Here is a 19,930-nt window from a genome sequence, read left to right as displayed (position 1 = left end):
GGGACACCCCGCGGTGCCGGTCACACCCCGTCCCGGGGGCGGCCCCTACTCCACCCCGATCAGCAGGGGCGCACCCCGCCCGCCGTGGTGGACCACCGTGTCGACCGCCAGGTAGCCGCGGCGGACGTGGGACTCCAGGCGGTCTCCCAGCGCCGCAGGCGCATCGTCCGGAAGCACGAGGGTGACCAGTTCGCCGCCCGCGGAGAGCATGCGGTCCAGGACCGTCTCCGCCGTCTCCGCGAGATCGGCGCCGATCACCGCCACGTCGCCGTCGATCAGGCCCAGCACGTCCCCGGCCTGGCAGACGCCTGCCGACGTGAAGGACTGCCGTTCGGCGACGGTCAGTTCGCCGTAGCGGGTGGCGCCCGCCGCCGAGGTCATCGCGACGACGTCCTCGTCGAAGCTGCGGTCGGGTTCGTGGACCGCGAGCGCCGCGATGCCCTGGACCGCGGAGCGGGTGGGGATGAGGGCGACGCGTACGCCCTCGGTACGGGCCTGTTCCGCGGCCGCCGCCGCGGTGTGCCGCAGCTCGGCGTCGTTCGGCAGGAGCACGACCTCGCGTGCGTGCGCCCGCCGGATCGCCTCGACGAGCTCGCCGCTCGCGGGGGGCTCCCCGGGACGGGCGAGCACCGTGGTCGCCCCCGCCGTCTCGCAGAGGCCGGCCAGCCCCTCGCCGGGAACCACGGCGACGACGGCCCGCTGCACCGGCTCGCGCCGCTCGGCGTGGTCGGCCGCGGCGAAGTGGGTGATCCGGATCCGGTACGGCCGCCCCGCCTCGACGCCTGCCTCCACCGCCTCGCCCGCGTCGTCGACGTGCACATGGACGTTCCACAGCCCGTCGCCGCCGACGACGACGAGCGAGTCGCCCAGCCCGTCGAGGCGGTCCTTGAGGCGGGTGACAGCGGTGTCGTCCGCCTCGAGGAGGTAGATCACCTCGAAGGCGGGCCCGCCTTCGGCACACGGCTCGGCGGCCGCCGCGACGGCCGGGTGGGCCCGTCCGGTGTGCCGTACCGCCGGCGCCTCCCCGGTCACCGCTTCGACCAGCGCGCCGAGCACCGCCACCAGCCCCTGTCCGCCGGCGTCCACGACACCGGCCCGGCCCAGGACCTCGAGCTGCCCGGGTGTGTTCTCGAGCGCCCGGCAGGCGCATGCGTACGCCGCCCTCACCGCTGCCGCGTCATCGCCGGAGACCGTCCCGTCGGCCGCGTCCGCCGCCGCCGACGCCACGCTCAGGATCGTGCCCTCGACCGGATGCGCGACCGCCTCACGCGCGGACTCCGCGGCCCGCCGCAGAGCCCCCGCCGCCCCGCCGTCGCGCTCCACGAGCACCTCGGCCATGCCCCGCAGCAGCTGCGCCAGGATCGTCCCCGAGTTGCCGCGCGCCCCGATCAGCGCCCCGTGCGCCATGGCCCGCATCGCGTCGGCCAGTACGGGAGCCGCCGAACCCGTCTCGTAGGCCGCGAAGACCGCTTCGACGGCCCGGGCGGCCGACTCCACGGTCAGATAGAGGTTCGTGCCGGTGTCTCCGTCCGCGACCGGATAGACGTTGATCGCGTCGATCTCCTCGCGTTCGCGGCCCAGCGCCTCCAGCGCGAGTGAGCACCATGTGCGTACCGCGAGGGCATCGAGAGTCTGCGGCAACTGATGTCCTCCTTGAGCTGCTGGGCTGCACCGCAGAGTAGCCCGGTCGCATTCCGCCGCCTCGCCTTCCGGCGGGTTTTCTCCAACGGGGGAGGTCGTTGTATGCTTTCGCGGTCGCCTGGCAAGAAGCCGGGCGAATCCACTGCTTGAGCCTTAAGGCACGAACCGGTCACCCGGGGTCACGGTTGGGGCACAGATAGGGGTGGAATCGCCGTGCTACCGATGGTACGGCGTGGGTACGTGTCGTCGTGCCCGTGCCGGAGCGGTCCGCTCCGGCAGATGCGGCCCATACGTCACCTCCAGTGACGGGCAGGAGCTGCGATCCCGGCGTAGAGTCGTCTGCGGCTGGGAAGGCGACTGTAAGTGCATCTGAAGTCTTTGGAGTGACCCGTGGCTGCCAACTGCGACGTCTGCGGCAAGGGGCCGGGCTTCGGCAACAACATTTCGCACTCGCACCGCCGTACGTCCCGTCGCTGGAACCCGAACATCCAGCGCGTGCGTGCCGTGGTCGGTCGGACGCCGAAGCGGCTCAACGTCTGCACCTCGTGCATCAAGGCCGGCAAGGTCTCGCGCTAAGTGATGCTCCCCGCGTTCGTGCGGGGATGATCCCGCCGACGTTTCGTCGTAGCGCAGCCCCTGCGGTTGCCTTGAAAAGCCGGTCCACCTCGGTGGACCGGCTTTTTGCCGTCCTGCGGCATGGCAGAGCCCGGCAGGATCCGAAAGACAGGCTCTATTCGGGCCCGCCCTGGCGCAGCTGCCACGCGTGGTCGACGGGGCCGATGCCGCCGCCCAGCGGGAAGCCCGCGGCGATGGCCCCCGTCACGTACTCCTTCGCGGCCCGTACCGCCTCCGGGACGGACAGCCCCTTCGCCAGACCGGCCGCGACCGCGGAGGCGAGCGTGCAGCCCGTGCCGTGCGTGTGGCGGTTGTCGTAACGGGGCGCGCGCAGCCAGTGCTCGTCGGTGCCGTCCGTGAGCAGGTCCACGGCGTCCCCTTCGAGGTGCCCGCCCTTGATGAGCGCCCAGCGCGGCCCGTAGGCGAGCACCGCGTCGGCCGCGCGCCGCAGATCGGTTTCGGTCGCCACCCGCACGCCGGTGAGCTGGGCGACCTCGTCCAGGTTCGGGGTCGCCACGGTCGCGGCCGGCAGCAGTTTCGTCCGCACCGAGTCCAGCGCGGACACGGCCAGCAGCGCGTCCCCGTGCTTGGAGACACCGACCGGGTCGACGACCACGGGCGCAGCGGTCCCGGCGAGCAGCTCCGCGACCGTCTCGACGAGCTCGGCCGACGCCAGCATGCCGGTCTTCACGGCCTGTACGCCGATGTCGTCGACGACGCTCCTGAACTGCGCCCGCACCGCGTCGACCGGCAGCTCCCAGGCACCCTGCACGCCCAGGGAGTTCTGCGCCGTGACGGCCGTGATGACGCTCATGCCGTGGACGCCCAGCGCCAGCATGGCCTTGAGGTCGGCCTGGATACCGGCGCCGCCGCCGGAGTCGGACCCGGCGACGGTCAGCACCCGGGGCGGGGCCGGGGTCACGATCCCTCGCCGAAGTGGTCCCAGCCGCCCTTGTTCGTCCACGGTGCCCCGTCCACCGTCACCTGCGGCAGGGCCGACGGGTTGAGCACCTCGCCGATCACCTTCCAGCGGGCGGGCAGCTTCACGTCCGCGGGGAAGGTCGCGACGATCGCGTGGTCCTCGCCGCCGCTGAGCACCCACTGCAGCGGGTCGACGCCGACGGCCTGGCCGATGTCGTTCATCTGCGAGGGGATGTCGAAGAGTCCGGAGCGCAGGTCTATGCGGACCTTGCTGGCCTCGGCGATGTGTCCGAGGTCGGCGACGAGTCCGTCGCTGACGTCGGTCATCGCGGTCGCACCGAGTCCGGCCGCGGCCGGCCCCGCGTGGTACGGCGGTTCGGGCCTGCGGTGGGCCTCGACGAAGGCACGGGGCGAGCGGAAACCGCGCGAGAGGACCGCGTGCCCGGCCGCGGACCAGCCCAACCATCCTGTGTAGGCGACGACATCGCCGGGCTGGGCGCCCGCGCGGGTCACCGGGTCGTGGTTGCGCAGATCGCCGAGTGCCGTGATCGCGACGGTGATGGTGTCGCCTCGTACGACATCGCCGCCCACCACCGCCGCGCCCGCGACCTGGCATTCGTCGCGGATGCCGTCCATCAGCTCGGTGGCCCAGGTGACGGGCAGATCGGCCGGGACGACGAGGCCGAGCAGCAGTGCGGTCGGCACGGCGCCCATGGCGGCGATGTCGGCGAGGTTCTGCGCGGCCGCCTTGCGGCCCACGTCGTACGCGGTCGACCAGTCGCGCCGGAAGTGCCGTCCCTCCAGCAGCAGGTCGGTGCTGGCCACGACCCTGCGGTCGGGCGCGGCCACGACCGCGGCGTCGTCGCCGGGTCCGAGCCGTACGGCGGGGGTGGAGGTGAGCCGGGAGGTGAGCTCCTTGATGAGCCCGAACTCCCCCAGTTCGCCCACGGTGCCCTTCATTCCTGTGCTCCTTCTGCCCCAGTGCGCTTGCGGTAGCGAGCCGTCACTGCTGTAGGTACCGTCGAGTAGGCCGAGCAGGCCGACAACTTCTGTGCTTCGTGCGCCACGCTGCGAGCGCCTCGGGGCGCGCAGGTCTCCCCGCGGCCCGCGGCGACGCGATACCGTGGCGTCCCTTCTCCCCACATGATCCTCGTGGCCGCCCTGGAGGTTCCGTGGTACAGGCGTACATCCTTATTCAGACCGAGGTGGGCAAGGCGTCGACCGTCGCCGACACCATCTCCAAGATTCCGGGGGTGATCCAGGCCGAGGACGTGACAGGCCCGTACGACGTGATCGTGCGCGCTCAGGCCGATACGGTCGACGATCTGGGCCGCATGGTGGTCGCCAAGGTCCAGCAAGTGGACGGCATCACGCGAACGCTGACCTGTCCGGTCGTGCATCTGTAGCCCCCGTCTACGCTTGGCCGGTGATGTCCCCTCGCCGGCTCCTGTCTCTGCCCGCCACAGCCGCTGTGCTGCTGGCCGCCGCGGGCTGCTCCGCCACGGACGCACCTGCGTCGGTCACGGTTCCCACTCCCCCTCCCGAGGAGCAGGCCCTGTGCCGGGCCCTGCACGAGGCGCTGCCCGGGTCGGTGGCCGGTCTGGACCGCCGGGACCCCGAGCCGCGTTCCGAGCTGACCGCCGGGTGGGGGGACGCCGCGATCGTACTGCGCTGCGGTGTCCCCCGGCCCGCGGGGATGAGTGATCCGCAGGGGCAGGGGGTCGACGTGAACGGCGTCAACTGGCTGGTGGAGCAGCGCGACGACGACGGCCCCCGGCTCACCACGACGTACCGCAGGACTTATGTCGAGGTCACGCTGTCGAAGCAGTACGCGCATGACCTCGGCCCGCTGACGGACTTGGCGGGACCGGTCGCGAAGACGGTCCCGCCCCTCTTCTCCGAAACCCCCTGAAGGGGAATCCGGTTCAGCGCAGTCCGGTGGAGCGGCGCAGCGCCGCCTGGATGAGCCGGTCGACGAGCTCCGGGTAGCCGACCCCGGTCTCCTGCCACATCCGCGGGTACATCGAGATCGGCGTGAAGCCCGGCATCGTGTTGATCTCGTTGATCACGAACTCGCCGTCCTCGGTGAGGAAGAAGTCCGCGCGGACGAGCCCTTCGCACGACGCGGCCTCGAACGCCGCGACCGCGAGCCGCCGCACCTCGGCGGTCTGCTCCTCGGTGAGCGGCGCGGGCACCAGACCGGTGGCCGAGTCGATGTACTTGGCCTCGAAGTCGTAGAAGTCGTGCGCCGACACGGGCGGGATCTCGGCGGGCACGCTGGCGCGCGGGCCGTCCTCGAACTCCAGCACACCGCATTCGATCTCGCGGCCGCGCAGCAGCGCCTCGACGATGATCTTCGGGTCGTGGCGCTGGGCCTCCTCGATCGCCTCGTCCAGTCCGGAGAGGTCGTCGACCTTCGTGATGCCGATCGAGGAGCCGGCGCGGGCGGGCTTCACGAAGAGCGGCCAGCCGTGCTCGCCGGCGAAATCGATGATCTTCTTACGGGCGGCGGAAGGATCCTGCACCCACTCGCGGGGCCGGATCACCACGTACGGACCGACGGGCAGCCCGAAGGAGGTGAAGACCCGCTTCATGTACTCCTTGTCCTGGCCGACGGCCGAGGCGAGGACGCCCGAGCCGACGTACGGGACGCCGGAGAGCTCCAGCAGGCCCTGCAGGGTGCCGTCCTCGCCGTACGGGCCGTGCAGCATCGGGAAGACGACGTCGACCTCGCCGAGCGCCTTGGGAACGGAGCCCGGCTCGCTGTAGACCACCTCGCGGTTGGCCGGGTCGACGGAGAGGACGACGCCGCCGTCGGCGGACTCGGCGAGACCGTCGACGGAGGGCAGTTTCCGGTCGGCGATGGCCATACGGTCCGGCTCGTCGGCGGTCAGCGCCCAGCGGCCGTCCGTCGTGATGCCGATGGGCAGCACGTCGTACTTGGTGCGGTCGATGGAGCGCAGCACGGCGCCGGCCGTCACGACGGAGATCGCGTGCTCGGAGCTGCGGCCGCCGAAGACGACCGCGACGCGCGGCTTGCGGCGCGCCTCGCCTCCGGCGGAGGCGGGGGCGGGGCTGTGGGAGGGGTTCTCGCTCATATCGCGACGAGACTACCCTGCGCGTTCCGCCTGCCGAAGGGGCGCGCCCCGCCCCATTTCGAACCTGAGGCGCTGCCCCGGGCACCGGTACGCCCTTCGGGCGGACCCCGATACGGACCGGTGTCTTCCGGTTGCCCCGGGTGTCCGTCCTGGCTCGGCGGGGACTCAACACGGGCCCCCGCCGGGCAGGTCCTAGGTCCGGCCGATCTTGCGGGGCTCGCGTGCCCTGGCACCGCACCTCGCTGCGTTGTCGTCGGACACCGACTCCCCCGTAGCACTTCGGCGGGAGGTGCCCCCACCGCATCGCGTCCCCAAGGCCCTGCGGGCCTGGGGAGACCCCATGCACCAGACCCCGCTCACTGATCCGGCCTGATTGACCGGACAGGCCCTAGTGGCGCTCGGGCTTCGCGCTGCGCGACATCAGCTCCTTGAGCGCGACGACCGGCGGCTTGCCCTCGTGGACGATGGACACGACGGTCTCGGTGATCGGCATGTCGACGCCGTGCCGCCTGGCCAGATCCAGTACGGACTCACAGGACTTGACGCCCTCGGCGGTCTGCTTGGTGGCGGCGATGGTCTCCTGGAGGGTCATGCCGCGGCCGAGGTTGGTGCCGAAGGTATGGTTCCGCGAGAGCGGCGAGGAGCAGGTGGCGACGAGATCGCCCAGTCCTGCCAGGCCGGAGAAGGTCATCGGGTCGGCCCCCATGGCGAGGCCGAGGCGGGTCGTCTCGGCGAGGCCTCGGGTGATGAGCGTGGCCTTGGAGTTGTCGCCGAGGCCCATGCCGTCCGCGATGCCGACGGCGAGGCCGATGACGTTCTTGACGGCACCGCCGAGTTCGCAGCCGACGACGTCGGTGTTCGTGTACGCACGGAAGTACGGCGTCATGCACGCGGACTGGAGCCGCTGGGCGACCGTCTCGTCGGCGCAGGCCACAACCGCTGCGGCAGGCTGGCGGTCGGCGATCTCCTTGGCCAGATTGGGTCCTGTGAGGACGGCGACGCGCTCGGCAGGGGCCTTGGCGACCTCCTCGATGACCTCGCTCATCCGCTTGGCGGTGCCGAGTTCGACGCCCTTCATCAGCGAGACGAGGACCGTGTCGGGCGACAGCTTGGGCGCCCATTCCGCGAGGTTGGCGCGGAGGGTCTGGGAGGGCACGACGAGGACGGTGAAGTCGGCGTCGCGGGCGGCCTCCGCAGGGTCGGTGGTGGCCCTGACCCGCTCGGGGAGCTGGATGCCCGGCAGGTAGTCCGGGTTGGTTCGGGTGGTGTTGATGGCGTCGACGAGTTCGGCGCGGCGGCCCCAGAGGGTCACGTCGCAGCCAGCGTCGGCGAGCACCATCGAGAAGGCCGTGCCCCAGGATCCGGTGCCGAACACGGCGGCCTTGACGGGACGAGTCACTTGGTGCCCTCCTCGGCCTTGCGCCGCTGCTCCGCCCGCGCCTTGCGGTGGTCGTACGGCTCGGCGGGCGCCTTCTCGCCCCGTACGTCCTCCAGCAGCCCGGTGATCGCGGCCATGATGACCTCGGTGGCCTCGCGCAGCACCTCGGGAGTGGGCTCCATACCGTAGAAACGGGAGAGGTCGACGGGCGGTCCGGCCTGCACGATCAGGCTCTTACGCGGGAACAGCCTGAGCTTGTTCTCCTTGGCGTACGGCGGCATCGCCAGGTTGGCGCCCCACTGGGCGACCGGGATGACCGGGGCCTTGGTGAGCAGCGCGACGCGGGCGGCGCCGGTCTTGCCCGCCATGGGCCACATCTCGGGGTCGCGGGTCAGCGTGCCCTCCGGGTAGAACGCGACGCACTCACCGCGCTCGATGGCGTCGACGGCGGCACGGAACGCGTCGAGCGCGTTGGTGGTCTCGCGATAAACCGGGATCTGGCCGGTTCCGCGGAGCATCGTGCCAACGAAAGAGCCCTTGAAGAGGGCGGCCTTCGCAAGGAACCGGGGGACGCGTCCGGTGTTGTACTGGAAGTGCGCGTAGGACAGCGGGTCCAGATAGGAGTTGTGATTCACCGCCGTGATGAATCCGCCGTCGGCCGGAATGTGCTCCATTCCTCGCCAGTCCCGCTTGAACAGAACCACCAACGGCGGTTTCGCGATGACCGCCGCCAGGCGGTACCAGAAGCCGATTCTGCGGCGGGACACTCGGACACCTTCCTCTAGGACCTGGCTGCAACTGGGTGCTGCCCGGATGCTGGGGGTCAAGTGTCGCCCCAGGCCCCTGGTCTGTCGAGGACACGGTACGCCCCGCCCTGGAGCACGTCCCTCCTGGCCGCCGGACGGGGGCGGGTGACAATGTTGCGATGCACTGGTCACTGGTCGTCCCGCTGAAGCCCCTCGCCCTGGCCAAGAGCAGACTGGCAGCGGCCGCGGGCGGGGCGCTGCGCCCCCATCTCGCACTGGCCTTCGCCCAGGACACGGTGGCGGCGGCCCTGTCGTGTCCCGCGGTACGGGATGTGGCGGTCGTCACGGACGATCCGCTGGCCGCGGCGGAGCTGGCCGCGCTCGGAGCGCGGATCGTGCCGGACCTGCCGGCCGCGGGACTCAACGCGGCACTGGCGCACGGGGCGGACACGGTGCGCGCGGAACGCCCGGGCGCCGCGGTGGCGGCGCTCAACGCGGATCTGCCGGCGCTGCGGGCCGCGGAATTGGCGCAGGTCCTCGCCCTGGCCACGCAATTTCCGCGGGCTTTCCTCGCGGACTCCGCGGGAATTGGGACGACATTTCTGTCGGCCGCTCCGGGCGTGGAATTGAGCCCGGCATTCGGTGGGCCTTCCCGAAACCGGCATTTGCGCTCGGGCGCGGGGGAAATTGCAGTGGACGGCGTCGACTCGGTCCGGCGCGACGTCGACACCCCCGACGACCTGCGGGCCGCGCTGGCGCTGGGCGTGGGCGCGCGTACGGCGGCACGCTGTGCGGCGCTTCCCCTGGCGCTGCCGGGCGGGGCCCATGAGGAGGGGCTCTAGCCGGCGGAACCGCCTTCGGCGCGCCTTCGGAGTGCCGGCGCCGGTACCGGCCGATGAGCCAGGGTGTCCGTCCTCAAACGCGGGACAGGCTCGGAGCTTGCGGCCGGCACTCCGGGGCGAAGCCCCCGAGAACGGGGCCCGGGGCGCAGCCCCCGGTTCGGGAAGGGGTGGGGTGGGATGGGGCAGGGGCAACGGCCCGCCGCAGGCGAGCGGGCGGCCGCCGGGGCGAGCGAGCGCGCCCGTTAGGCTCGGACCATGCAGGCGACCGCGTACACGTACGACTCAGAGACCCGCAGCGGAAGTGTGCTGCTCGACGACGGCACTCCGGTGGACTTCGACGCCGCCGCCTTCGACGCCGGCGGTCTGCGCCTGCTGCGGCCGGGCCAGCGGGTCCGTATCGAGACCGAGGGCCAGGGCGATGCCCTGCGGATCACCCTGGTGACGCTGCAGACGCTTTAGGGCCCCGAGGAAGCCGGGCCCCTCCCGGCCTCTGGGCCTCCGGGCACACCCCAACCGGCCGCACACACCAACGCCGCGGGCCGGGCTCCACAGCGGAGTCCGGCCCGTCGCGTGAGTGGCCCTGTGCTGTCGCGCCGCTTACTTCTTGCGGGCGGTGGCCTTCTTGGCGGTGGTCTTGCGCGCCGTGGCCTTCTTGGCCGGCGCCTTCTTCGCAACGGCCTTCTTCGCGGGGGCGGTCTTCTTGGCCGCAGCCGTCTTCGCCGCGGTGGTCTTCGCCGCGGTGACCTTCTTCGCCGGCGCCTTCTTGGCGGCGACCTTCTTCGCCGCGGTGACCTTCTTCGCGGGCGCCTTCTTCGCCGCCGCCTTCTTGGCGGTGGCCTTCTTCGCCGCGGCCTTCTTCGCCGCGGCACCGACCTGGAGGCTGCCCTTCGGCGCCTTCTTGACGGCGACTTCGCCGCCCTTGGGGAGCTTCTTCGAGCCGCTGACCAGGTCCTTGAAGCCCTGGCCCGCGCGGAACCGCGGCACCGAGGTCTTCTTGACCCGCACGCGCTCACCCGTCTGAGGGTTCCGGGCGTAACGGGCCGGGCGGTCGACCTTCTCGAACGAGCCGAAGCCGGTGACCGAAACCCGGTCGCCGCCGACAACCGCGCGGACGACCGCGTCGAGTACCGCGTCGACAGCATCGGCGGCCTGCTGCCGGCCGCCCATCTTGTCGGCAATCGCTTCTACGAGCTGCGCCTTGTTCACGTCTTCCCCTTCGGAGACATTGCCGGAACGAAACTGTTCAAGCGTTTTCGCACGTTAGGCAGATATATACCGCAAATCAAACACGAAACGGGCTAATCACCCTAGTGCCGCAACGAAGTCGACCGTCACGGCCACGCGGCGGAGCCGCATATCGGCCCGGTCACGGGGTGATCAGTCACCTTGGGGGAAACGACCTTCATCGAGGTCCTTCATCAACCGGTCCAGGCGCCTCGCGGCGTCTGCGAGATCGTGCTTCGCCGCGGCCGTCACTGCCAGCAGCTTCCGGGACAGCGCCATCCTTACGCCCTCCGGGACTTGCAGTTCGCGCACCCTTGCGTGCGCTTCCTTCAGTCGGGCCGCGACCGCCTCGTAGAGCTCGAGTTGGCTGTCGCGTTCCATGCACCGATTGTGCCATCTGGGGCGAGTTGTCGCCCCACAGGGTCTCAACAAACGCCTGCGCCCTCCACCGGACGGTGGAGGGCGCAGAACGGGAAAAGCGCTGCTCAGACCTCAATTGTGCGGGGCTTGAAGGCCGGCCTGGACGCCTCGTAGGCCGCGATGTCCGCTTCGTTCTGAAGGGTGAGGCTGATGTCGTCGAGTCCGTTGAGCAGCCTCCATCGGGCGTTCTCGTCGAGCTCGAAATCGGCGGTGATGCCTGCCGCGCGGACCTGGCGCCGCTCCAAGTCCACCGTGATTTCGGCCTTGGGGTCGGACTCGGTCAGCTCCCACAGCCGGTCCACCGTCTCCTGCGGCAGGACGACGGTCAGCAGACCGTTCTTGAGCGAGTTGCCGCGGAAGATGTCGGCGAAGCGGGAGGAGATGACGGCCTCGAAGCCGTAGTTCTGGAGCGCCCAGACGGCGTGCTCACGGGAGGAGCCGGTGCCGAAGTCGGGGCCCGCGACCAGGACCGTGGCGCCCTGCCGCTCCGGCTGGTTGAGGACGAAGTCGTCGTTCTTGCGCCAGGCCTCGAAGAGCCCGTCCTCGAAGCCGTCGCGGGTGACCTTCTTCAGCCAGTGGGCCGGGATGATCTGGTCGGTGTCGACGTTGGAGCGGCGCAGGGGGACGGCCCGGCCGGTGTGCGTGGTGAAAGCTTCCATGGCGTTCAGACTCCGGCGGGCGTACGGGTGTCGGACAGTTCGGCGGGCGAGGCCAGATGGCCGAGCACCGCGGTGGCGGCGGCGACCTGCGGCGAGACCAGATGGGTCCGGCCGCCCTTGCCCTGCCGGCCCTCGAAGTTGCGGTTGGAGGTGGAGGCGGAGCGCTCACCGGGGGCCAGCTGGTCGGGGTTCATGCCCAGACACATCGAGCAGCCCGCGTGCCGCCATTCGGCGCCGGACTCCTTGAAGACCTTGTCCAGGCCCTCCTCGACGGCCTGCAGCGCGACCCGCACTGAGCCGGGGACGACCAGCATCCGTACGCCGTCGGCGACTTTGCGGCCCTCCAGGATCGAGGCCGCGGAGCGCAGGTCCTCGATACGGCCGTTGGTGCAGGAGCCTACGAAGACGGTGTCGACCTTGATGTCGCGCAGCGCCTGTCCCGCGGTCAACCCCATGTACTCCAGGGCCTTTTCGGCGGCCAGCCGCTCCGAAGCGTCCTCGTACGAAGCCGGGTCGGGGACGTTCGCGGACAGCGGTGCGCCCTGGCCGGGGTTGGTGCCCCAGGTGACGAACGGGGAGAGTTCGGCGGCGTCGATGAACACCTCGGCGTCGAAGACGGCGTCGTCGTCCGTGCGCAGGGTCTTCCAGTACGCGACCGCCGCGTCCCAGTCCTCTCCCTTGGGCGCGTGGTCGCGGCCCTGCAGGTAGTCGAACGTCGTCTGGTCGGGGGCGATCATGCCCGCGCGGGCGCCGGCCTCGATCGACATGTTGCAGATGGTCATGCGCGCCTCCATCGAGAGCTTCTCGATGGCGGAGCCGCGGTACTCCAGGATGTAGCCCTGACCACCGCCCGTGCCGATCTTGGCGATGATCGCCAGGATCAGGTCCTTGGCGGTGACGCCGTCGGGCAGCTCGCCCTCGACGGTGATCGCCATGGTCTTGGGGCGGGCCAGCGGGAGCGTCTGGGTGGCCAGCACGTGCTCGACCTGCGAGGTGCCGATACCGAACGCCAGCGCGCCGAAAGCGCCGTGGGTGGAGGTGTGGGAGTCGCCGCAGACCACGGTGGTGCCGGGCTGGGTCAGGCCCAGCTGCGGTCCGACGACGTGGACGACGCCCTGCTCGACATCGCCCAGCGGGTGCAGCCGGACGCCGAACTCGGCGCAGTTCTTGCGCAGGGTCTCCAACTGTGCGCGGGAGACCGGGTCGGCGATGGGCTTGTCGATGTCGATGGTCGGGGTGTTGTGGTCCTCGGTCGCGATGGTGAGGTCGAGCCGCCGCACCCGGCGTCCGTTCTGACGGAGACCGTCGAACGCCTGCGGACTGGTCACCTCGTGCAGGAGGTGGAGATCGATGAAGAGGAGGTCGGGCTCGCCCTCGGCGCGCCGGACGACGTGATCGTCCCAGACCTTCTCCGCGAGTGTCCTACCCATCGCTTTCCCTCCGGCCCGGCAGCGTCGCCCGGGCCCAACTAGAGATCATTTGCGCCGCCGTCCGCAGGTCGGACCGAGGCGGTAAGCCAGGCCCTTGTGCGGCCGTACATCCAGGTTCGCAACTTCTCGGAGAAATTGAACTTGCGTTTCACAGAGTGAGACGCAAGTATCGTTGCATGGACAACTCTAGCGGCGTCGGCGTTCTCGACAAGGCAGCTCTGGTACTGAGCGCCCTGGAGTCCGGTCCGGCCACCCTCGCCGGGCTGGTCGCGGCGACAGGGCTCGCTCGACCCACGGCTCATCGCCTTGCCGTGGCACTGGAACACCACCGGATGGTGGCGAGGGACATGCAGGGCCGGTTCATTCTGGGCCCGCGGCTGGCGGAGCTCGCCGCCGCGGCAGGCGAGGACCGGCTGCTGGCGACGGCGGGGCCGGTGCTGACCCATCTGCGCGATGTGACCGGCGAGAGCGCGCAGCTCTACCGCCGGCAGGGAGACATGCGTATCTGTGTCGCGGCCGCCGAGCGGCTGTCCGGACTGCGGGACACGGTGCCCGTGGGTTCGACGCTGACGATGAAGGCCGGATCGTCGGCCCAGATCCTGATGGCCTGGGAGGAGCCCGAGCGGCTCCACCGCGGTCTCCAGGGCGCCCGCTTCACGGCGACGGCCCTCTCGGGCGTACGGCGCCGGGGCTGGGCCCAGTCGATCGGCGAGCGCGAGCCGGGCGTGGCGTCGGTCTCGGCGCCCGTGCGGGGACCGTCGAACCGGGTCGTGGCGGCGGTCTCGGTATCCGGACCGATCGAGCGCCTGACCCGCCACCCGGGCCGTATGCATGCCCAGGCCGTCATCGACGCGGCAGCCCGCCTCTCGGACGCCCTCCGCCGAGCCGGCTAGCCGCCGGGGCGCTTCGCCCTGCACCACGGTTCGCCCTGCGGGCGCCGCGAGTGGGCCCCTGCACCGCGATGCGGCCGCGGGCATCCGTCCTCAGACGCCGGACAGGCCAGATGTCGAGGCACCGCCCGCTCGGCCCGAGTGTGCGTCCTCAAAACGCCGGCGGGGCTCCAAAGGGAGCCCCGCCGGCGTTTTGAGGTGCGGGGGTTCGGGCGCGGAGCCCCCGGAAACGGGATCTGGAGCCTTCCCCGCACGCGGCGGAGCCGCGAAGCGAAACAGCGGAAGGGGCGGGGTGGGGAATCGCCCCCGCGCACCAGGTCAGGCCGCCTTCAGGCGGTCCGCCGCGCGGTCGCCGCGGCGGCCGACCGGGACGACGCCCGTCGCCGCGCCCAGCCCGAACGCCGGCATGTTCACGTAGACGTTCTCGTACGAGCCCGCCGGGACGATGTACGTCTCGTGCCAGAAGCCGACCTTGCCGTTCCCCTCGCGCATCCGCCGATTGAAGGCCGCCCAGGCCGGCCGGTGCTCCTTGTCCTGCGCGGAGGCGTACGCGAGCAGCTTCTCCTTGGACTCCCAGTACTGAACGGTGTAGAGCACCCGCGGCCCGCCCAGCAGCAGCTGGTAGCCGCGGAGTCCGCTGTCCTTGTCCTTGGACAGCTCCTTCAGCATCCGCGGCATGGCCGTGAACACGGGCCACCAACTCCGCACCGCCCGGAAGCTGTTGACGCGCATCCCGATGAGGAAGACGACCACCTCCTCCTGCGCCTCCGCCGTCATGCGCCCCTGGATCGGCTGCTTGCTCATCGCGGGTCCCCCTTGCGAGGATCATTGGATAGTGGAGCTATCTACTGATTGGATAGTGCCACTCCCCAATGAAAGGCGCAAGGGAATATGAGACTGGCAGAGCTCAGCGAACGCAGCGGCGTGCCCACCGCCACGATCAAGTACTACCTGCGTGAGCGGCTGCTGGCGCCCGGCCGGCGGATCAGCGCCACCCACGCCGAGTACGGCGAGGAGCATCTGCGGCGACTCCGGCTGGTCCGCGCACTGATCCAGGTCGGCGGCATTCCGGTGGCCGCCGCCCGTGACGTCCTGGCGGCCGTCGACGACGACAGCCTCGACCACCACATGCGCCTGGGCGCCGCGGTGTGGGCCATCCCGCACGGCCCGGACCCGGACGAGGACGACCCGGTCACCGAGGCCGCCCGCCGCACCGCCGACGCGCTGCTGGAGCAGCTGGACTGGGGCTTCGGCCGCGAGCTCGGCGCACAGTCACCTCCGTACCGGATGCTGGTCGCCGCGATCGCCACGATGGACGGGCTCGGCTACCCGTGCGATGTGGCGCACCTCCTCCCGTACGCCCGCAGCGCGGCCGAACTGGCCGTCACCGACCTGGACTTGGTGGAGAGGTACGAGCAGGAGGAGGAGCAGGTCGAGGCCGCGGTGGCGCTCACCGTGCTCTACGAACCGGTGCTGCTGAGCCTGCGCAGGCTGGCCCAGGCCGAGGAGTCGCACCGCCGCTTCGGCTGAGGCGTACGCGAGAAGGCCCTCCCCTGCTGGGGAGGGCCTTCTCGTCACGTACCCCCGACCGGATTCGAACCGGCGCTACCGCCTTGAGAGGGCGGCGTGCTAGGCCGCTACACAACGGGGGCAAGATCTCGATCCACTGACTGGATCCGCTGGGCTACCAGGACTCGAACCTAGACTAAATGAACCAGAATCACTCGTGCTGCCAATTACACCATAGCCCATGGTGGTATAGACCAGTACCCCCGACCGGATTCGAACCGGCGCTACCGCCTTGAGAGGGCGGCGTGCTAGGCCGCTACACAACGGGGGCCCTAGCGATCCTGCATCGACACCACTGGGAGCGACCCTGGTGATACCGCGGGAAGGATCTGTACCCCCGACCGGATTCGAACCGGCGCTACTGCCTTGAGAGGGCAGCGTGCTAGGCCGCTACACAACGGGGGCTTTGCAGATGAGCTCTGCGAGCTGGCCTACCTGGACTCGAACCAAGACTAACTGAACCAGAATCAGTCGTGCTGCCAATTACACCATAGGCCACCAAAACTCAACCCCCCTGCGGGGGTTTCGTTCGGTTGTGCGCTTCCGGGTTCCGGGCTTTCGGCCCGCTCCCCTCGGCGCAGGAAGAACATTACCTGAAGGTGGACGGCGCTCCAAAACGGGTATCCGAACGCAGTAGGCCGGGAAGCTCCTCCAGACCCGTGATCCGGATCAGCTCCGGCCGTCCGCCCTGCCCCGCGCGGTCCAGCCAGATGCCGGTCAGCCCCGCCGCGCCCGCAGCGCTCGCATCGATGTCCGGGTGGTCCCCGACGTACGCGACCTCCTGCGGCGACAGCCCGAGCGCCTTGCACGCGGCGTGGAAGGCGGCCGCCTCGGGCTTGGAGACGCCGAGCTCCACGGCGCACAGGACGGCCTCGAAGCGGTCCCGGACACCGAGGACGCGCAGCTTGCGGTCCTGGTTGTGGAGGGAGGAGTTCGACAGGACGGCATGCCGGTACTCGCCCTCGAGCCGGTCGAGGACGGGCAGGAAGTCCGGAAACAGCGACCAGGCGGCCTCGTAGTGCGTGACATGCCGGCCGAACCACTCGTCCGCCTCGGCGTCGCTCAGCTGCCGCGCGAAGAAGCTGCGGACCCGGTCGCGCCGCTGCCCCTGGAAGTCGATCTCCCCTGCCGCGAAGCGCGCCCAGTGGTGTTCGGTGAGCTCCCGCCAGCGCCGCAGGGCGTCCTCCGCGGACGCGTACAGATGCGGCAGACCCTCGTCGGCGAGCATGCGCCGCAGGCCTTCGCGGTCGGCGCTGGTGTAGTCGAAGATCGTGTCGTCGATGTCCCAGAGGACCGCGCGAATGGGCATGATCCCAAGGCTAGCCTCGGCGCGCCCGCCGGGTGGCCGGGTCGCCGATCGTGTGCGGTCCCGGACCCGGCGAACGCTCGGACCCCGGCCGACGCCTCCCACAACGCCCGAGGGGCGGCAGCCGCTCTGGCTGCCGCCCCTCGGGGACGTACGACGACGGGAACCGCTTACGCCGCCAGCTTCGCCAGCGCCTCGTCGATCCTCGCCAGGGTCTTCTCCTTGCCCAGGATCTCCAGCGACTCGAAGAGCGGGAGACCCACCGTGCGTCCCGTGACCGCGACGCGGACCGGGGCCTGGGCCTTGCCGAGCTTGAGGCCGTGCTCCTCGCCGGCGGCCAGGACCGCGTTCTTCAACGCCTCGGGGCTGGACCAGTCCGCGGCGTCGAGCTTCTCGCGGGCCGTGCGCAGCAGCGCGTCCGAGCCCTCCTTCATCGCCTTCTGCCAGGACGCCTCGTCCTCGACCGGCCGGGGCAGGAAGAGGAAGTCGACGTTGGCGGTGATGTCGGAGAGGACCGTGAGGCGCGTCTGGGCGTACGGGGCGATCGCCTCCCAGGCGGCACGGTCGAAGTCCTCGGGCGCCCAGGGGGCGTGCGGGGCCTGCAGCCAGGGCTCACAGGCCTCGGTGAAGGCCTTCACGTCGAGCCGGCGGACGTGGTCCGCGTTGATGGCCTCGGCCTTCTTCAGGTCGAAGCGCGCCGGGTTGGCGTTGACGTCCGCGATGTCGAACTTCTCGATCATCTCGGTGATCGAGAAGACGTCCTGGTCGGCCGAGAACGACCAGCCGAGCAGGGACAGGTAGTTGAGCAGGCCCTCGGGCAGGAAGCCGCGCTCGCGGTAGAGGTTGAGCGAGGCCTGCGGGTCGCGCTTGGAGAGCTTCTTGTTGCCCTCGCCCATGACGTACGGGAGGTGACCGAAGGCCGGGATCTGCTTGGCGATGCCGAGCTCGATCAGCGCCTTGTAGAGGGCGATCTGGCGCGGGGTGGACGAGAGCAGGTCCTCGCCGCGCAGCACGTGCGTGATCTCCATCAGCGCGTCGTCGACGGGGTTGACGAGCGTGTAGAGGGGGGCGCCGCTGGCGCGGACGATGCCGTAGTCCGGGACGTTCTCCGGGGTGAAGGTCAGCTCGCCGCGGACGAGGTCGGTGAAGGTGATCGGCTCGTCGGGCATCCGGAAGCGGATGATGGCCTCGCGGCCCTCGCGCTCGTACGCGGCCTTCTGCTCGCCGGTCAGGTCGCGGCACTTGCCGTCGTAACCGGAGGGACGGCCGGCGGCCCGGGCGGCCTCGCGGCGCTCGTCCAGCTCGGTGACCGTGCAGTAGCAGGGGTACGCGTATCCGCCGGCGAGCAGCTTCTCCGCGACGTCCTTGTAGAGGTCCATGCGCTGCGACTGGCGGTACGGCGCGTGCGGACCGCCGACCTCGGGGCCCTCGTCCCAGTCGAGGCCGAGCCAGCGCAGCGAGTCGAGGAGCTGCTGGTACGACTCCTCGGAGTCGCGCGCCGCGTCGGTGTCCTCGATGCGGAAGACCATGGTGCCCTGGTTGTGCCGGGCGAACGCCCAGTTGAAGAGGGCGGTGCGGACCAGGCCCACGTGGGGGTTGCCGGTCGGCGAGGGACAGAAACGTACGCGGACGTTCGTCGCGTTAGCCACGCTTGATCACCTTGTTGGTGAGAGTGCCGATGCCTTCGATGGTGACGGCGACCTCGTCGCCGACGTTGAGGGGGCCGACCCCGGCGGGGGTGCCGGTGAGAATGACGTCTCCGGGGAGCAGCGTCATCGCTTCGGTGATGTGGACGACCAGGTCCTCGATGGAGCGGATCATGTCGCTCGTACGACCCAGCTGGCGTTGTTCGCCGTTGACCGTGCACTGGATCGTGAGGTCGTGCGCGGCTGCCAGTTCGATGCCCGTCTCCACCCAGGGGCCGAGCGGGCACGACGTGTCGAAGCCCTTGGCGCGGGCCCACTGCTTCTCGCGCTTCTGGGCGTCGCGCGCGGTGACGTCGTTGGCGCAGGTGTAGCCGAAGATGACGTCCTTGACGCGCTCGCGCGGGACCTCGCGGCACAGGCGGCCGATGACGACGGCGAGCTCGGCCTCGTGGTGCAGCTCGTTCGAGAAGGAGGGGTACTCGATGGCGTCTCCGGAGCCGATCACCGAGGTGGTGGGCTTGAAGAAGGCGACGGGTACGTCCGGGACCTCGTTGCCGAGCTCTGCCGCGTGCTCTGCGTAGTTGCGGCCGATGGCCACGACCTTGTTGGGGAGCACCGGCGGCAGGAGCCGGACCTTGCTCAGCGGGACCTTCGTACCGGAGAGCTCGAAGTCGGCGTAGGGAATGCCCTTGATGATGTCGAGGACGAGACCGCCGGGGTCACCGGTCCCGTCGTCCTCGACCGCGCCGAAGGCGACATTGCCGTCGATGGAGAATCTGGCGATGCGCACGGGTGCCTCGCGCCCCTCTGCTTCCGCTGGCTGGAGTCTGACGCTCCAGGCTAACGCGGCGCAGGCACCCGACCTGCCGTATTACTCCGCCACCGGGACCGTGCCCCGGGGCCTACTGGGCCACCGGTGCGTCCACGAGCGTGGTGCGGCGGGGGTTGGCCGTACGGGTGGGGAGATCGACCGCGTGCTCCGGCTGGGTCTCCGGCTGCAGTTCGTCGGCGTCCTGGAGGTGCGCCAGCGTCGTGCGCCGGGGGTTGGCTATGTTGCGGAACATCATGGTCTTCATCGCGCGAATCAGCCCTTGTCGAAGTGGCGGTCTTTGTAAAGCGAAAGGCTAGGACCCTCATTCCCTGCGAAAGCATGGACAAGGCAACGATCTCCATGTGAGTTTGCTCACGGCGCGGCAGGCAATTCCGTCATTCTGGACAGCGAAATGCCCTTACAGAAACGGACATTGCATAGCTGAATCAGCCATTCCGCTCCCGATCATGGCGACTGGGACACCCCCCACCCGTAAGCGACTCGTTGGTAAAAGTCCCATTCTTCCCCGCCGCTTTCTACGGCTTGTGACGCACCGATGACAACGTGTCACTCTGGTCACAGCCCGGTACGCGGCCCTTGTTGGAGATCCGGCACTGTGCTGGAATTCCACGCACCGCCGCGGGTTTCAGACCGGCGCGCAGGGGCGCAACGCAGCGCCGAGTGGCGGCGGGAAGGGGGAGGAAGCGCCGGTCACTCCAGACTCACCCGGTGGG

At 70.3% G+C, this 19,930-nt stretch carries 22 protein-coding genes and 5 tRNA genes; 7 read left to right on the top strand and 20 right to left on the bottom strand.

The window, feature by feature from the left end; translation table 11 throughout:
* Positions 1 to 45 precede the first annotated feature (45 nt).
* Positions 46 to 1,641: a DAK2 domain-containing protein gene (locus ACFV9O_RS04520; RefSeq protein WP_385412185.1), complete on the bottom strand. Its 1,596-nt coding sequence runs from the start codon at positions 1,639 to 1,641 to the stop codon at positions 46 to 48.
* A gap of 390 nt (positions 1,642 to 2,031) precedes the next feature.
* Here ACFV9O_RS04520 and rpmB point away from each other — a divergent pair, with 390 nt between their 5' ends.
* Positions 2,032 to 2,217: a 50S ribosomal protein L28 gene (rpmB, locus tag ACFV9O_RS04515; RefSeq protein ID WP_003957616.1), complete on the top strand. Its 186-nt coding sequence runs from the start codon at positions 2,032 to 2,034 to the stop codon at positions 2,215 to 2,217.
* A gap of 154 nt (positions 2,218 to 2,371) precedes the next feature.
* On the opposite strand, the gene thiD is transcribed toward rpmB, so the two are convergent.
* Both thiD and ACFV9O_RS04505 read right to left on the bottom strand, forming a co-directional pair.
* Positions 2,372 to 3,178: a bifunctional hydroxymethylpyrimidine kinase/phosphomethylpyrimidine kinase gene (gene thiD, locus ACFV9O_RS04510; RefSeq protein WP_385412183.1), complete on the bottom strand. Its 807-nt coding sequence runs from the start codon at positions 3,176 to 3,178 to the stop codon at positions 2,372 to 2,374.
* Positions 3,175 to 4,137, bottom strand: coding sequence for a thiamine-phosphate kinase (locus ACFV9O_RS04505; RefSeq protein ID WP_385412180.1), 963 nt, complete (start codon positions 4,135 to 4,137; stop codon positions 3,175 to 3,177). The genes thiD and ACFV9O_RS04505 overlap by 4 nt, the downstream gene beginning before the upstream one ends.
* 212 nt (positions 4,138 to 4,349) lie before the next feature.
* On the opposite strand from ACFV9O_RS04505, the gene ACFV9O_RS04500 reads away from it, so the two are divergent.
* Positions 4,350 to 4,583 (top strand): Lrp/AsnC family transcriptional regulator, encoded by a 234-nt coding sequence (locus ACFV9O_RS04500; protein WP_019068732.1) that lies wholly within the window; start codon positions 4,350 to 4,352, stop codon positions 4,581 to 4,583.
* 23 nt (positions 4,584 to 4,606) lie between these two features.
* Positions 4,607 to 5,089, top strand: coding sequence for a DUF3515 domain-containing protein (locus tag ACFV9O_RS04495; protein WP_385412485.1), 483 nt, complete (start codon positions 4,607 to 4,609; stop codon positions 5,087 to 5,089).
* A 13-nt stretch (positions 5,090 to 5,102) separates the two neighbouring features.
* Here ACFV9O_RS04495 and ACFV9O_RS04490 read toward each other — a convergent pair whose 3' ends face one another.
* The 3 genes from ACFV9O_RS04490 to ACFV9O_RS04480 all read right to left on the bottom strand — a co-directional run bounded on the left by ACFV9O_RS04490 (position 5,103) and on the right by ACFV9O_RS04480 (position 8,420).
* Positions 5,103 to 6,275 (bottom strand): D-alanine--D-alanine ligase family protein, encoded by a 1,173-nt coding sequence (locus ACFV9O_RS04490; protein WP_385412177.1) that lies wholly within the window; start codon positions 6,273 to 6,275, stop codon positions 5,103 to 5,105.
* Between the two features lie 388 nt (positions 6,276 to 6,663).
* Positions 6,664 to 7,674 (bottom strand): NAD(P)H-dependent glycerol-3-phosphate dehydrogenase, encoded by a 1,011-nt coding sequence (locus ACFV9O_RS04485; RefSeq protein ID WP_385412174.1) that lies wholly within the window; start codon positions 7,672 to 7,674, stop codon positions 6,664 to 6,666.
* Positions 7,671 to 8,420, bottom strand: a complete 750-nt coding sequence (locus tag ACFV9O_RS04480) for a lysophospholipid acyltransferase family protein (RefSeq protein ID WP_385412172.1) — start codon at positions 8,418 to 8,420, stop codon at positions 7,671 to 7,673. The genes ACFV9O_RS04485 and ACFV9O_RS04480 overlap by 4 nt, the downstream gene beginning before the upstream one ends.
* Positions 8,421 to 8,578: 158 nt before the next feature.
* On the opposite strand from ACFV9O_RS04480, the gene cofC reads away from it, so the two are divergent.
* Positions 8,579 to 9,241: a 2-phospho-L-lactate guanylyltransferase gene (gene cofC, locus ACFV9O_RS04475; RefSeq protein ID WP_385412170.1), complete on the top strand. Its 663-nt coding sequence runs from the start codon at positions 8,579 to 8,581 to the stop codon at positions 9,239 to 9,241.
* 255 nt (positions 9,242 to 9,496) lie between these two features.
* Positions 9,497 to 9,700, top strand: coding sequence for a hypothetical protein (locus tag ACFV9O_RS04470; RefSeq protein WP_385412167.1), 204 nt, complete (start codon positions 9,497 to 9,499; stop codon positions 9,698 to 9,700).
* A gap of 138 nt (positions 9,701 to 9,838) precedes the next feature.
* On the opposite strand, the gene ACFV9O_RS04465 is transcribed toward ACFV9O_RS04470, so the two are convergent.
* The 4 genes from ACFV9O_RS04465 to leuC all read right to left on the bottom strand — a co-directional run bounded on the left by ACFV9O_RS04465 (position 9,839) and on the right by leuC (position 12,974).
* Complete coding sequence (locus ACFV9O_RS04465; RefSeq protein ID WP_385412164.1) at positions 9,839 to 10,447, bottom strand: HU family DNA-binding protein; 609 nt, start codon at positions 10,445 to 10,447, stop codon at positions 9,839 to 9,841.
* 171 nt (positions 10,448 to 10,618) lie between these two features.
* Complete coding sequence (locus tag ACFV9O_RS04460) at positions 10,619 to 10,846, bottom strand: hypothetical protein (RefSeq protein ID WP_385412162.1); 228 nt, start codon at positions 10,844 to 10,846, stop codon at positions 10,619 to 10,621.
* Positions 10,847 to 10,950: 104 nt separating this feature from the next.
* Entirely contained in the window at positions 10,951 to 11,544 is a 594-nt protein-coding gene (leuD, locus tag ACFV9O_RS04455; RefSeq protein ID WP_385412160.1) for a 3-isopropylmalate dehydratase small subunit, read from the bottom strand.
* A 5-nt stretch (positions 11,545 to 11,549) separates the two neighbouring features.
* The gene (gene leuC, locus ACFV9O_RS04450; RefSeq protein WP_385412158.1) at positions 11,550 to 12,974 is read right to left on the bottom strand and encodes a 3-isopropylmalate dehydratase large subunit; all 1,425 of its coding nucleotides are present in this window, start codon (positions 12,972 to 12,974) and stop codon (positions 11,550 to 11,552) included.
* A gap of 176 nt (positions 12,975 to 13,150) precedes the next feature.
* On the opposite strand from leuC, the gene ndgR reads away from it, so the two are divergent.
* Entirely contained in the window at positions 13,151 to 13,867 is a 717-nt protein-coding gene (ndgR, locus tag ACFV9O_RS04445) for an IclR family transcriptional regulator NdgR (protein ID WP_366131683.1), read from the top strand.
* A gap of 315 nt (positions 13,868 to 14,182) precedes the next feature.
* Here ndgR and ACFV9O_RS04440 read toward each other — a convergent pair whose 3' ends face one another.
* The gene (locus ACFV9O_RS04440; protein ID WP_385412156.1) at positions 14,183 to 14,668 is read right to left on the bottom strand and encodes a DUF4188 domain-containing protein; all 486 of its coding nucleotides are present in this window, start codon (positions 14,666 to 14,668) and stop codon (positions 14,183 to 14,185) included.
* An 87-nt stretch (positions 14,669 to 14,755) separates the two neighbouring features.
* Between ACFV9O_RS04440 and ACFV9O_RS04435 the strand changes: the two genes are divergently transcribed.
* Positions 14,756 to 15,394 (top strand): MerR family transcriptional regulator, encoded by a 639-nt coding sequence (locus ACFV9O_RS04435; RefSeq protein WP_385412154.1) that lies wholly within the window; start codon positions 14,756 to 14,758, stop codon positions 15,392 to 15,394.
* Positions 15,395 to 15,443: 49 nt separating this feature from the next.
* Here the strand turns inward: ACFV9O_RS04435 and ACFV9O_RS04430 are convergent.
* From ACFV9O_RS04430 to ACFV9O_RS04390, 9 genes are all read right to left on the bottom strand, one after another.
* A tRNA-Glu gene (locus ACFV9O_RS04430) sits at positions 15,444 to 15,516 on the bottom strand.
* Between the two features lie 27 nt (positions 15,517 to 15,543).
* Positions 15,544 to 15,615, bottom strand: a tRNA-Gln gene (locus ACFV9O_RS04425).
* Between the two features lie 16 nt (positions 15,616 to 15,631).
* Positions 15,632 to 15,704 (bottom strand) — tRNA-Glu (locus ACFV9O_RS04420).
* 61 nt (positions 15,705 to 15,765) lie between these two features.
* Positions 15,766 to 15,838 (bottom strand) — tRNA-Glu (locus ACFV9O_RS04415).
* Between the two features lie 21 nt (positions 15,839 to 15,859).
* Positions 15,860 to 15,931: transfer RNA gene (locus ACFV9O_RS04410), tRNA-Gln, on the bottom strand.
* A gap of 91 nt (positions 15,932 to 16,022) precedes the next feature.
* Positions 16,023 to 16,742: an HAD family hydrolase gene (locus ACFV9O_RS04405; RefSeq protein WP_385412152.1), complete on the bottom strand. Its 720-nt coding sequence runs from the start codon at positions 16,740 to 16,742 to the stop codon at positions 16,023 to 16,025.
* 167 nt (positions 16,743 to 16,909) lie between these two features.
* The gene (gene gltX, locus ACFV9O_RS04400; RefSeq protein ID WP_385412151.1) at positions 16,910 to 18,388 is read right to left on the bottom strand and encodes a glutamate--tRNA ligase; all 1,479 of its coding nucleotides are present in this window, start codon (positions 18,386 to 18,388) and stop codon (positions 16,910 to 16,912) included.
* The gene (locus tag ACFV9O_RS04395; protein WP_385412148.1) at positions 18,381 to 19,175 is read right to left on the bottom strand and encodes a fumarylacetoacetate hydrolase family protein; all 795 of its coding nucleotides are present in this window, start codon (positions 19,173 to 19,175) and stop codon (positions 18,381 to 18,383) included. The genes gltX and ACFV9O_RS04395 overlap by 8 nt, the downstream gene beginning before the upstream one ends.
* Before the next feature lie 112 nt (positions 19,176 to 19,287).
* The gene (locus tag ACFV9O_RS04390; RefSeq protein ID WP_385412146.1) at positions 19,288 to 19,461 is read right to left on the bottom strand and encodes a hypothetical protein; all 174 of its coding nucleotides are present in this window, start codon (positions 19,459 to 19,461) and stop codon (positions 19,288 to 19,290) included.
* Positions 19,462 to 19,930 lie beyond the last annotated feature (469 nt).

It is taken from the genome of Streptomyces sp. NPDC059909 (genome assembly GCF_042730885.1).
Lineage (GTDB): Bacteria > Actinomycetota > Actinomycetes > Streptomycetales > Streptomycetaceae > Streptomyces.
This window is presented reverse-complemented; position numbering and strand designations above follow the sequence as displayed.